Below are 12,342 nucleotides of genomic sequence, written 5' to 3'. Positions count from 1 at the left end.
CGAACTACTGGATCCCAACCGGTCGCGAACGCCCACAAGCAGTGAATGTCGAGGATCCGATGACCGCACCGCATACGCAGTCGAGTTCAACCACCGGTTCGCCTGGGGCGCGTGCCGCAATGTGGGTAGCACCGTTGTGTTGGATCGCAGTGCTTCTGGACGGATTCGACCTGGTCGTACTCGGCGCGGTCATTCCTTCGCTTCTCGACTACGACGCGTGGGGTTTGAGTACCGGCACGATCACGATGATCTCGACCTTCGGGCTCATCGGCATGACCATCGGCGCCCTCGTCATCGGCACTCTCACCGACGTCATCGGTCGACGCCGCGCGCTGCTGTACGCCGTTGCCGCATTCTCGATTCTGACTCTGTTGTGCGCAATTGCGCCCAATCCGTTCATCTTCGGGCTGCTGCGCTTCCTTGCCGGTGTGGGGCTGGGTGGCGCCCTACCGACGGCATTGGCTCTGGTCAACGAATTCTCGAAGAAACAAGGCGGTGGATCTGCGTCGACCATGCTGATGACCGGCTACCACGTCGGCGCCGTTGCCACCGCAGCGCTGGCGCTCGTCGTGATCGAACCTTTCGGTTGGCGAGCGATGTTCGTTGTCGGCGCACTTCCTGCCGTCGCCCTGATTCCACTCATGTTGCGGTATCTGCCGGAATCCCCGTCGTACCTTCTCGCTCACGGAAAGCGTGCCGAAGCCGAGGAAATCGCTGCCCGTTACGGAGTCGAACTCGAGATTGCGCCCACGTCCGAAGTTGAGCGCGCCGAAGCCGCCAATCCCGTTCGCGCACTGTTCTCTTCGAAGTTCCTGCGCAACAGCATCGCCATCTGGATCACCAGTTTCATGGGCTTGCTGCTCGTCTACGGATTGAACACATGGCTTCCGACGATCATGCGTGAGGCCGGTTACAACCTCGGGGCGTCGTTGACGTTCCTTCTGATCCTCAATGCCGGCGCCGTCGTCGGGCTGTTGATCGCCGGGGGCGTCGCGAACAAGATCGGCCCGCGGACTGCAGCCATCGTGTGGTTCGCCGGAGCTGCACTGTTCCTGGCGCTTCTGAGTGTGAAGGTGTCGTTCGGAATCTACGTGATGGTCTTCCTCGCCGGATGCTTCGTGTTCAGTGCGCAGGTACTGGTCTACGCCTTCACGAGCGCCAATCACCCACCTCAGATTCGCGCGACCGCGCTCGGATGGTCGGCAGGTGTCGGCCGGGTCGGTGCGATCTGTGGCCCGATCCTGGGCGGAGTCCTCCTGGGTGCGGGTTACGCCGTGCCGTGGGGCTTCTACGCTTTCGCGCTCGTCGGACTGCTCGGAGCAATTTCGATCTCCTGCACACGGGTGCGCATCTGAAATACCAGTTTCGCTGGTTGGCGTGCTACTGCTATCGTAAAACATGAGTATGAAGAGTAGCGCTATCGTCGCGCCGCAGGAACCGCTACCGATGCCATCGTCTCGATCCGGTTTGTGGTGGGGCTTGCTCGGTGTGCTGGCGTTCTCGTTCACCGTTCCGCTCACGCGGGTCGCCGTCGCGGATCTCGACCCCCTGTTCGTCGGTGCGGGCCGCGCCGTCGTTGCCGGGGCCCTTGCGATTGTGATGCTGTCGGTTACTCGCGCGACGCTTCCGACGCTTCGGCAGTGGTTGCGCATCGCACTCGTGACTGTTGGTGCGGTACTGGGGTTTTCACTGTTCACCACGTTTGCGTTGCAGACATCGCCGGCGAGTCACGCGGCAGTCGTGATCGGGCTACTTCCCGCTGCGACCGCGGTATTTGCGGTCGTCCGAGGAAAAGAGCGTCCCAGTAAGGGATTCTGGTGGGCAAGCGCCGCCGGCGCGGTATCGGTCGTAGGGTTCGTGGCGATTGCAAACGGCGGACTCGGCTCGTTTCATCTCGCTGATCTTCTTCTGTTCGCCGCGGTGGTGTGTGCAGCGCTGGCATATTCGGAAGGTGCGTTGCTGGCCCGCGAGATCGGGTCGTGGCAGACGATTGCCTGGGCGTTGATTCTCGGACTGCCGGTCACGATTGCGTTGACGGTGGCGTCCATGGCCCAGGCTCCGGTCTCTGCCGATGTGAATTCGTGGCTTTCGTTTGCCTACCTGGGATGCGTGAGTATGTTTCTCGGGTTCTTTCCTTGGTACCGGGGTCTGGCGATCGGTCCCATTTCCACTGTGAGCCAAACACAGTTGGTTCAACCGGTGCTCAGCATTGCCTGGTCGGCGCTGATACTCGGTGAGACGTTGTCACCCTCGATTTTGGCCGGCGGTGTCGTCGTCATCGGGTGTGCCTGGCTTGCCCTGAAGGCGCGAGTGGCAGCGCCGCGTGCTGTGCCGGCACGCGACGCGACCACTGCTACTGATGAATCAGAAAAGCGGGCCGCCACCGAAGGCACTGCGGTGTGACGCCGGTTGTTTCCCGTTGGCGTCGGTGATTCCGTACTCGACGGCCGTCTCGGCGGTGATCAGTGTGTGACCGCTGCGCGCGTTCACTTCTGGATCGTTGGCCAATGCAGTGATGACTTGGCCGACGAATTCCGGGGTTTCGGCCTCGGCCAGTGAGAAGCCTTCGAAGCTCTCGATCCCACTCGCCTCCATCCGCTCGTTGCGGATCAACCCGAGCCAGAAGGAAAGTGCGGTGACGCCGGTCCCCTTCAATTCGACAGCCATGTCCGCGGCCATCTTGTCCAAACCTGCCTTCGACATCCCGTACAGCACAGAGTGCAGGTACCCGCGGGTGCCGAACGACGAGATGTTGCCGATCACTCCACTGCCCCGGGGAACCATCAACTTCGCCGCTTCCACCGAAGCAACGTAGTGGGCGCGCAGTCCGATTCCGATCAGCGAATCCCAATCGTCGATCGGCCTCTTCCAGAACGGATCGGCGAAGCCTGCATAACCCGCCGGGTTTGCCCAGACGTTGTTGACCAGAAGATCGAGGCGGCCTGACTGTTCCTCGGCGATGCGTGCAAACAGGTCGACGATCTGTTGATCGTCGGCGTGATCGCACTGCACGGCAATGCCGTGACCACCGCGCTCGGTGATCTCGGCTGCGGTGCGATCGAGTGGGCCGTCGTCGCCGACGGTTCCTCGGGCCGTCACGTACACCGTCCATCCGTCGCTTCCCAGCGCGAGGGCAATGCCCTTGCCGACGCTCCGGCTGGCACCGGTTACGAGCGCAACTTTTCCGTTCGTCGTCATCGCGGCCCACCCAACGAACCCTCGGCGATGTCAGCGTCCGGGGAAAGGGGAGTGGTGATCGACCACGTCTCCGTGAAATGGCATTGACTCATTTTCCACATACCGTCCTCGATCACGTACTTGTCGTCGTATTCGCCGGTCATCAACTTCTCGGTGCGCCCGACGGTGTCGATCTGGCGGAACTGCAGAGCCCATCGCCCCACCGCCGACGTCTCCGAGGTCAGTGTGATGTCGGGATGCAATCCGTGATGCATGTCGAGGACCGCGTACCGGCCGTCGACCTTGCGAAGAGCGATCTTCTCGAAGATGTCCGCCATCGGCCCCGCGTCGTCGAAGGCGCCGAGGCGGCCGTAGTCGATCGACGCTCCGGAACGGATGAAGCTGTTGCGGAACCCAACTGGATCCTTGGCATCACATGCTCGCCAGTAGCCGTGCTTGAGCTTCTTGATTTCCTCGATCTGTTCGAGCGCGTCGAGGCGTTGTGCGAGATCCAACGTCGGTCCTTTTCGTCTGGGTTTCCCGGAGACATGTCGGATCGACTGTAGGGTGTCCTCAGTCACATGTGTGTAGTTTTTCCCAGTGACCGGTCAGGAATCGGTGTCGGTTTCGCTCGAGGATTCGTCGCCGGTGAGCGTGATCGCAGTCGAGTCGCTGAAGACGCTGCCCCAGAGCTCGCCGAGGGCTGGATCTTCTTCGGCGTGTTCGGGCGCCATCATTGCGAGCAGACTGTTGATCAGCATCCCGTTCGCGATGAACAAACGCGCTTGCTCGGGTGTGCAACCGGTGCGCTCGCGCAGCAAGGTGTAGATGCCGGACATGGCGTTCCGGGAGACGGCGGCGACATCATCGGTGCTGGTGGCGAAGCCGTGCAACATGACAAGCAGTAGATCTCGGTCGAGAACCAGCTCGCCGTAGGCGGATCCGAGTTCGGCCCAGAACTGCGGATTGCTCGGATCGATCGTGACCGTATCCAATTTGTCGTTGAAGGTGCGGACGATTTCGTCGAGCGCGCGCGTGAACACTGCGTGGAACAAATCTGCCTTGGTTCCGAACATGCGCACGACGTAGGGCTGCGAGACACCGGCTTCCTTGGCGACGGCGTCCGTACTGGTCCCCGAGTATCCACCCTTTGCGAATGCTCGCGTTGCCGCGGCAAGGACCAACGCGCGACGTTCCGGTGCGCTCATCCTGCGGGTACGTGGTTCAGCTGCACCGATCGACATGTTGACACGTTATCACCGGATAGCTTAGTTTCGACCTAAGTAATCATTCGATGCCTTAAGGCACCTTCACTCGAGGAATCACGATGACCGTTTTGACGAAGTCCGGATCGGACGCCGCATCCGGGTCGGAAAGCAGTGGAGGACGTAAGGTTCCGATCGCGATAGCGATGGTTGCTGCCTCTCTGCCCATGTTCATGGCCACCCTCGACAACCTCGTGATGACGAGCGCGCTGCCGGTGATCGAGAAGGAGCTGAATGCGTCCGTCGGGCAACTTCAGTGGTTCATGAATGCGTACACGCTCTGCTTTGCGACGCTGATGCTTTCGGCGACGACGCTCGGCGATCGGTGGGGGCGCCGCAAGATGTTCGTATTCGGGATCGGGCTGTTCACGGCGGCGTCGATTGCTTCGGCGTTGTCGACGACACCAAGCCTGCTGATCGCGGCCCGAGCTTTTCAGGGCGCCGGCGCTGCCGCGATCATGCCGCTCTCACTCACTCTCCTCGTGGCAGCGGTACCGGAAGCCAAGCGTGCCATGGCAATCGGCGTGTGGGGTGGCGTCTCCGGCCTGGGGATCGCGATGGGTCCCGTGGTCGGTGGAGCGGTAGTCGACGGGTTCTCGTGGCAGGGGATCTTCTGGATCAACGTGCCGGTTGCGATCGTCGCTGTTCCTCTCGCGTTGTATGCGTTGCGTGAATCGACCGGTCGCACACAGCCTCTCGACCTTCCCGGTGTCGCACTCGCCGGACTCGGTGTGTTCCTGGCGGTGTGGGGGATCGTTCACGGCAACGACGAGGGCTGGGGGTCGCTTGGAGTAGTTGCGTCGTTGGTCGGTTCCGCAGTCGCGTTGGCACTGTTCGTTTTTCGCGAGATGAAGACCTCGCATCCGGTCATGCCCCTACGTCTGTTCCGCTCACGCAGCTTCTCGATGGCGAACGTCATCGGCTTGACCTTCTCGATCGGAATTTTCGGGGCGGTGTTCCTGCTCTCGCAGTACCTCCAGATCGTGATGGGCTACAGCCCGTTCCAAGCAGGCTTGCGGACGCTTCCGTGGACGGCAGCGCCGATGATCTTCGCGCCTCTCGCCGGTTTTCTGGCGCCGAAGGTCGGGCTCCGTTCGCTTCTGCTGACCGGTCTGTTGCTCCAGGCCGGAGCATTGTTCTGGTTGGCAGCGTTGATCGGTCCCGACGTGACGTACGGGTCGCTGGTTCCGGCTCTACTGATGGCGGGAATCGGCATGGGCTTGACCTTCGCGCCGAGCTCGACGGCGGTACTCGTCGACATGGACGAGCCTGATCACGGAACGGCCAGTTCGACCAACTCGACGCTTCGTGAGATCGGTGTTGCACTGGGAATCGCGGTTCTCACTGCGGTCTTCCTTGCCGCCGGCGGTGCCCTCACGCCACTCGGGTACGGAGATGCGCTGACACCTGCACTGCGCGTCGGCGGTTGCTTCGTGTTGGTGGCCGTGGTCGCGGCGTGGTTCGTGCCCTCGCATCGCAAGGCCTGAGCCGCTGTGCGCCTTTATTAACCGCCGGGGGTTAATAAAGGCGCACAGCAGTTACGAAGCCGGGTCCCCCGGGAACGCTGAGGTGGCCGGAGCGGTTCCCAGCGCGGACCGCCATCCGGCGCCGCGGATAGCCGCATCGGTCAGGCCGTCGATTCCGAACGTGCGGAGTTGGTCGGTATCGACCTGTTCGACGAATGCCCGGTAGGTCACGGCGGTGTCGGATTCGATCTGTGCTGCCAGCTGTGCCGCGGTAACGGCGTCCGTCACCGGAAACGGGATCTCGTAAGCTGCCGCGGCTGTCGGCGGGGTCACGCCCGCGTCGGTCGACAGGGCAACCAGCGCATCACGTCGTGCGCGGTGCGCTGCTGTGTGCGTGGCAACCTCGTTGACACGGGCAGGATTCGAAAACGCGGCAACCACTCCGTAAGCGAAGATCGCGGCATTCTCTGATTCGATTGCGGTCAGCAAGGCAGAACTCTCGGATCGACGGGTGTGCGAAATGATCACGGAAGCAACACCGCAACCTGAGTCGAGCACGACGCGCTGATCGAACCGAGCAGGCCCGCGCGATAGCCGGACATCGTCCGAGCGAGATCCGCGGCACTGCGCGCCGAATCGGCCAGCGAGGTACTCAAGGTTTCGACGCCCGTAGGAGCGTTTGCGACCGAGGTCGACGGGGGCGCTGTGGTCGTAGCGGCGCCGCTGCCCGCTGCTCGCGCAATCTCGGCGTCGAGTTCGAGTGCATGCGCTGTGCGTTCGGCGCTGATCGTGGTCAGTGATGCCGACTTGTCCGGCGCAAGAGCGATGGCGGCGGTTGCGGCTGCCGCGTCGGAGCGGGCTCGATCGGCCTGGGCCGTCAGCTGGTCGACTTCTGCAGCCGCCTCCGCTGTGCCGTTGTCGGTGCAGGCGGACAACGAGAAGGCAGCAGCGCCCAACGCTGCTGTTCCCGTCATCTTGAGCGCACTCCGCCGGGAGAGTGGGGTAGTAGTCATGGGCGTCAGCACCAGTCCATCGTGCCAGGTGGTCGGCCGATCGTTCGAATCCGCGGCACGTGTTCAAGTGTGACGTGCGTCGGGCACTCTGGTCACGGAGACGCGCAATGAGCGGTACTCTTGGATGCTTGCAGCATGTGGCACCTGGTGTCTTTTCATGCTCGCAGCCGCCCACGTCGACAGTCGACACAAGTCGGACAATCGACGACAACTGAAATGAGGAGTTCGCGAGATGCCGGTGCCATCCAGGGAGAGGGTGATCGAGCTGATCTCCGAACTCGTGCACGCCCAGGGTTACGACGTCGACGACGTTGTCGTGACCAGTGCGGGCAAGCACAGCGCGGTGCGCATCATGGTCGACAGCGATGCCGGGATCGAGCTCGATGCCGCCGCGGAGATCAGCAGACTCGTTTCGGAACTTTTCGACACCCTCGAGGAAATCGGTGAAACGCCGTACACCCTCGAGGTGACCTCCCCGGGAATTGACCGCCCACTGACGCTCGATCGTCACTGGCGTCGGGCTCGCGGACGTAAAGCGCGAATCGATCTGGCCGGCGAGACCGTGGTGGGCCGTATCGGAACGATGAACGACGATTCCGTGGCAGTTGTCATCGGTGGCCGTGGCGGACTGACCGTGCGCGAGATTGCACTGGGCGACGTTCAAAAGGCTGTAGTTCAGGTGGAGTTCTCGAAGCCCAGTGAGGCGGAGTTGGAACTCGCGGGCGGCATCCCGGAGGGGCGCGCAGTTCCTTCGGATGCGGTTGACCTCACCGAGGACTCGGGCGTGGACAGTGTCGAAGACGACGAAGCAGAATTAGAAGACGTAGAAAACGAAGAAGGGTTCGACAAGTGAATATCGACATTGCAGCGTTGCGAGCGATCGAAGCCGAAAAAGGTGTCTCGATCGAAACTGTGATCGCCACGATCCAGACCGCGCTGCTGACGGCGTACCGCCACACCGAGGGGCACAAGCAGAACGCTCGGATCGATGTCAACATCAAGACCGGTTCGGTGCGAGTGATGGCGCACGACACCGATGCCGACGGCAACATGATCGGTGAGGAGTGGGACGACACTCCCGAGGGATTCGGACGCATCGCGGCGACCACCGCACGCCAGGTCATCCTGCAGCGTCTGCGCGACGCCGAGCACGAGCGCAGTTTCGGTGAGTTCTCGACCCATGAGGGTGAAATCGTCGGTGGTGTCATTCAGCGTGACACGCGTGCGAATTCCCGCGGAATGGTCGTCGTCCGAATCGGCAGCGAATCCAATGGCGCCGAGGGATTGTTGCCGCCTGCAGAACAGGTTCCCGGCGAGAACTACGAGCACGGTGAGCGCATCAAGTGCTACGTCGTCGGAGTTGCTCGCGGAGCCCGCGGCCCACAGATCACCCTCTCGCGGACCCACCCGAACCTGGTTCGCAAGTTGTTCGCACTCGAGGTTCCAGAGATCGCGGACGGCAGCGTCGAGATCATCAACGTCGCGCGCGAAGCGGGACATCGTTCCAAGATCGCCGTTGCCTCACGTGTGCAGGGGCTCAACGCAAAGGGTGCATGCATCGGCCCGATGGGTCAGCGCGTCCGCAACGTCATGAGCGAACTCGCGGGGGAGAAGATCGACATCATCGACTTCGACGAAGATCCCGCGACGTTTGTGGGCAACGCACTTTCCCCGTCGAAAGTGGTCTCCGTCACTGTCGTCGATCCCGAGGCTCGTGCGGCCCGTGTCATCGTGCCCGATTTCCAGCTTTCGTTGGCCATCGGAAAAGAGGGTCAAAATGCCCGCCTGGCTGCGCGGTTGACGGGTTGGCGTATCGACATTCGGAGCGATGCGGCACCCGTTGGCGACGCGTCCGACCGGCCCGCCACGTCCAACGGATAACAGTGGAATGCAGTGATCGAGACGGTTCGGCGGTAGAGTGGACAATGGTTCGACGTGAGTCCTCGGATTCTGCGCGCGTGAAACCCGGTTCGCCGGTCAGAACGTGTGTGGGATGCAGGGAACAAGGGTCGGCTGTCGATCTGTTGAGGGTCGTGGTTGGTGAGCAGGGGCCGGAGGGTTCCCCGCTCGTCCCCGACGTATCGCGAAGACTCCCCGGTCGAGGTGCATGGCTGCACCTGGATCCGAGTTGTCTGAGCCTGGCAGAGCGGCGCCGAGCATTCAGCAGAGCACTGCGAGTGTCCGGAAATCTGGACACGTCCGCTGTCGACCAGCTGGTCGACGCAGTTCACACAAAAGCAGTACCTCTCGAGAAGAACAGGCACAAGCACTCATGAGCACACCGTGAAGCACCAACGATGAACGTCCATCGGCGATAACCCGAGGTCGTGCGGGACCCACATCTGTGGGATGCCTCCTGCTCGACCTCATCAGTGAGGAGAGCAGTGGCAGGCAAGGCCCGCGTGCACGAGTTGGCTAAAGAACTCGGTGTCACCAGCAAGGAACTACTCGCAACGCTCAAGGAGCAAGGCGAGTTCGTGAAGTCTGCGTCATCCACAGTGGAGGCGCCCGTCGCCCGTCGTCTGCGGGAGTCATTCCCGTCGGCAGGCGGAGCAGAAACCAAGTCCGAGACCGGCGCAGCCGCTCCGGCGGCTCGCCCCGCGGCAAAGCCCGGCGCACCGTCGCCGTCGGCTGCAAAGCCTGGCGCACCGCGTCCCGGCCCCAAGCCGGCCGCACCCGCACCGGCTGCTCCCGCAGCTCCGGCCCCGGCAGCCCCCGCGGCTCCCGCAGCCGCTGCTCCGGCAGCACCGTCAGCGCCGGTCCCCACCCCGACGTTCAACGCTCCGAAACCAGCACAGCCGGCACGTCCGGCTCCGGCTGCTCCCGCAGCGTCGGCACCGGCAGCCCCCGCGGCTCCGGCCGCACCGTCCACCGGCGCAAAGCCCGGCGGACCGCGTCCGGGACCGAAGGCACCTCGCGTCGGTAACAACCCGTACTCCTCGGCACCCGCCGAGCGTCCGGCACCTCGTCCGGCTCCCGGCGCACCGCGTCCGGGCGCAGGTCAGGGCGGTTCTCGTCCGGCTCCGGGTCAGGGCGGTCCCCGTCCGGCTCCGGGTCAGGGTGGACCTCGTCCGGCTCCGGGTCAGGGCGGTCCCCGTCCGGCTCCCGGTCAGGGTGGACCCCGTCCGCCTGCAGGTCAGGGCGGACCCCGTCCCAGCCCCGGCTCCATGCCTCCTCGCCCGAACCCGGGTGCAATGCCTGCTCGTTCCGCTCGTCCCGCGCCCGGTGGCGGCGGACGTCCGGGTCGTCCCGGTGGCGCTCCCGGTGGTCGTCCGGGTGGCGGCGGCGGTGGATACCGCGGTGGCGGCGCTCCCGGCGCCGGTGCTGGTGCAGGTGCTCCCGGTGGAGCAGCTCCGGCCGGTGGATTCCGCGGTCGTCCCGGCGGCGGTGGCCGTCCCGGTCAGCGCGGCGCAGCGGCAGGTGCATTCGGTCGTCCCGGCGGAGCAGTTCGCCGTGGACGTAAGTCGAAGCGGGCGAAGCGCGCCGAGTACGAAAGCATGCAGGCTCCCGCAGTCGGCGGCGTCAGGCTGCCACGCGGCAACGGCGAGACCATCCGTCTCGCTCGCGGCGCATCTCTGTCGGACTTCGCGGACAAGATCGACGCGAACCCCGCAGCACTCGTGCAGGCGTTGTTCAACCTCGGTGAGATGGTCACGGCAACTCAGTCGGTCAACGACGAGACGCTGGAGCTGCTCGGCGGCGAAATGAACTACGTCGTGCAGGTCGTCAGCCCGGAGGACGAGGATCGCGAGCTGCTCGACAGCTTCGACCTCACCTACGGCGAGGACGCCGGCGGAGAAGAGGACCTCGAGTCCCGTCCGCCTGTGGTCACCGTCATGGGCCACGTCGACCACGGTAAGACCCGTCTGCTCGACGTGATCCGTAAGGCGAATGTCCGTGAGGGCGAAGCCGGCGGCATCACGCAGCACATCGGTGCCTACCAGGTGCTGACCGAGCTCGAGGGCAACGAGCGTCTCGTGACGTTCATCGACACCCCCGGTCACGAGGCCTTCACGGCCATGCGTGCTCGTGGTGCCAAGGCCACCGACCTCGCGATCCTTGTTGTCGCAGCCGACGACGGCGTCATGCCGCAGACGGTGGAAGCGATCAACCACGCCCAGGCGGCCGACGTGCCGATCGTGGTCGCGGTGAACAAGATCGACAAGGAAGGCGCGAACCCGGACAAGATCCGGCAGCAGCTCACCGAGTACGGACTGGTGGCCGAGGAATACGGCGGAGACACCATGTTCGTCGACATCTCGGCGAAGCAGGGTCTCAACATCGACGCACTGCTCGAAGCAGTGCTGTTGACGGCCGACGCTTCCCTGGATCTGCGCGCCAACCCGGACATGGACGCGCAGGGTGTTGCCATCGAGGCGCACCTCGACCGTGGCCGCGGCCCCGTCGCTACCGTGCTCATTCAGCGCGGAACGCTGCGGGTCGGCGACTCGATCGTTGCCGGCGATGCTTACGGCCGCGTCCGCCGCATGGTGGACGAGCACGGTCAGGACGTCCACGAGGCACTGCCTTCACGTCCGGTCCAGGTCATCGGCTTCACGTCGGTCCCCGGTGCAGGCGACAACCTGCTCGTGGTCGACGAGGACCGTATCGCTCGTCAGATCGCGGACCGTCGCAACGCACGTAAGCGCAACGCGCTTGCAGCGAAGAGTCGTAAGCGCATCAGCCTCGACGATCTCGATGCAGCTCTGAAGGAACATTCACAGCTGAACTTGATCCTCAAGGGTGACAACTCGGGAACCGTGGAGGCCCTCGAAGAGGCTCTCCTCGGAATTCCGATCGACGACGAGGTGCAGTTGCGCGTCATCGACCGCGGTGTCGGTGGCATCACGGAGACCAACGTCAACCTGGCTGCTGCGTCCAACGCGATCATCATCGGCTTCAACGTCCGCGCCGAAGGCAAGGCAACGGAGCTGGCGAACCGCGAGGGCGTCGACATTCGCTACTACTCGGTGATCTACCAGGCCATCGACGAGGTCGAGAAGGCACTCAAGGGTCTGCTCAAGCCGGTGTACGAAGAGGTCGAGCTGGGCAAGGCAGAGATCCGCGCCATGTTCCGTTCGTCCAAGATCGGCAACATTGCCGGTTGCTTGGTCACGTCGGGCAGCATCCGTCGCAACGCCAAGGCACGTCTCATCCGCGACAGCAAGGTCATCGCCGAGACGGTCACCATCTCCTCGCTCAAGCGGGAGAAGGAAGACGCTACCGAGGTTCGCGAAGGCTACGAATGTGGTTTGACCGTCACCTATTCCGATATCAAGATCGGTGACGTTCTCGAGTGCTACGAGCTTCGCGAGAAGCCGCGCGACTGATTATGTCGACACGGGCGTTGGGGCGGACGCACGTGAGTACTAGCTGACATGGACTCTTCCGGACTTGAACATACAAGTCCGGAAGAGTCCA

The 12,342-nt window shown here is 63.5% G+C and carries 12 protein-coding genes; 7 read left to right on the top strand and 5 right to left on the bottom strand.

What is annotated here, in order from left to right; genetic code table 11:
• Positions 1-59: 59 nt before the first annotated feature.
• Both ATN38_RS19285 and ATN38_RS19280 read left to right on the top strand, forming a co-directional pair.
• Positions 60-1,355 carry an aromatic acid/H+ symport family MFS transporter gene (locus tag ATN38_RS19285; protein ID WP_065352923.1) on the top strand — a complete coding sequence of 432 codons (1,296 nt, stop codon included), beginning with the start codon at positions 60-62 and terminating at the stop codon, positions 1,353-1,355.
• 91 nt (positions 1,356-1,446) lie between these two features.
• Positions 1,447-2,403 carry a DMT family transporter gene (locus ATN38_RS19280; RefSeq protein WP_218748427.1) on the top strand — a complete coding sequence of 319 codons (957 nt, stop codon included), beginning with the start codon at positions 1,447-1,449 and terminating at the stop codon, positions 2,401-2,403.
• On the opposite strand, the gene ATN38_RS19275 is transcribed toward ATN38_RS19280, so the two are convergent.
• The 3 genes from ATN38_RS19275 to ATN38_RS19265 all read right to left on the bottom strand — a co-directional run bounded on the left by ATN38_RS19275 (position 2,365) and on the right by ATN38_RS19265 (position 4,421).
• Complete coding sequence (locus ATN38_RS19275; RefSeq protein WP_003942723.1) at positions 2,365-3,198, bottom strand: SDR family NAD(P)-dependent oxidoreductase; 834 nt, start codon at positions 3,196-3,198, stop codon at positions 2,365-2,367. The genes ATN38_RS19280 and ATN38_RS19275 overlap by 39 nt on opposite strands.
• Positions 3,195-3,692: a nuclear transport factor 2 family protein gene (locus tag ATN38_RS19270; protein ID WP_007735030.1), complete on the bottom strand. Its 498-nt coding sequence runs from the start codon at positions 3,690-3,692 to the stop codon at positions 3,195-3,197. The genes ATN38_RS19275 and ATN38_RS19270 overlap by 4 nt, the downstream gene beginning before the upstream one ends.
• Before the next feature lie 93 nt (positions 3,693-3,785).
• Positions 3,786-4,421, bottom strand: coding sequence for a TetR/AcrR family transcriptional regulator (locus tag ATN38_RS19265; protein WP_218748390.1), 636 nt, complete (start codon positions 4,419-4,421; stop codon positions 3,786-3,788).
• An 83-nt stretch (positions 4,422-4,504) separates the two neighbouring features.
• On the opposite strand from ATN38_RS19265, the gene ATN38_RS19260 reads away from it, so the two are divergent.
• Positions 4,505-5,929, top strand: coding sequence for an MFS transporter (locus ATN38_RS19260; protein ID WP_215515860.1), 1,425 nt, complete (start codon positions 4,505-4,507; stop codon positions 5,927-5,929).
• Positions 5,930-5,980: 51 nt separating this feature from the next.
• Here the strand turns inward: ATN38_RS19260 and ATN38_RS19255 are convergent, their stop codons facing one another.
• Positions 5,981-6,436 (bottom strand): ferritin-like domain-containing protein, encoded by a 456-nt coding sequence (locus tag ATN38_RS19255; RefSeq protein WP_058226297.1) that lies wholly within the window; start codon positions 6,434-6,436, stop codon positions 5,981-5,983.
• Complete coding sequence (locus tag ATN38_RS19250) at positions 6,433-6,882, bottom strand: hypothetical protein (RefSeq protein ID WP_042450877.1); 450 nt, start codon at positions 6,880-6,882, stop codon at positions 6,433-6,435. Before ATN38_RS19250 ends, ATN38_RS19255 begins: the two co-directional genes overlap by 4 nt.
• A 271-nt stretch (positions 6,883-7,153) precedes the next feature.
• Here ATN38_RS19250 and rimP point away from each other — a divergent pair, with 271 nt between their 5' ends.
• From rimP to infB, 4 genes are all read left to right on the top strand, one after another.
• On the top strand, positions 7,154-7,774 hold the full coding sequence (rimP, locus tag ATN38_RS19245) for a ribosome maturation factor RimP (RefSeq protein WP_050655155.1): 621 nt from the start codon (positions 7,154-7,156) through the stop codon (positions 7,772-7,774).
• Positions 7,771-8,802 carry a transcription termination factor NusA gene (nusA, locus tag ATN38_RS19240; protein WP_003942738.1) on the top strand — a complete coding sequence of 344 codons (1,032 nt, stop codon included), beginning with the start codon at positions 7,771-7,773 and terminating at the stop codon, positions 8,800-8,802. The genes rimP and nusA overlap by 4 nt, the downstream gene beginning before the upstream one ends.
• 44 nt (positions 8,803-8,846) lie before the next feature.
• Entirely contained in the window at positions 8,847-9,197 is a 351-nt protein-coding gene (locus ATN38_RS19235) for a YlxR family protein (RefSeq protein WP_019748063.1), read from the top strand.
• 108 nt (positions 9,198-9,305) lie between these two features.
• Positions 9,306-12,251: a translation initiation factor IF-2 gene (gene infB, locus ATN38_RS19230; protein WP_030535614.1), complete on the top strand. Its 2,946-nt coding sequence runs from the start codon at positions 9,306-9,308 to the stop codon at positions 12,249-12,251.
• The last annotated feature ends 91 nt before the right edge of the window (positions 12,252-12,342 follow it).

The organism is Rhodococcus sp. FH8 (genome assembly GCF_019266085.1).
GTDB lineage: Bacteria > Actinomycetota > Actinomycetes > Mycobacteriales > Mycobacteriaceae > Rhodococcus_F > Rhodococcus_F qingshengii.
Note: the sequence above shows the minus strand (reverse complement) of the source record. Positions and strands in the feature narration are given on the sequence as shown.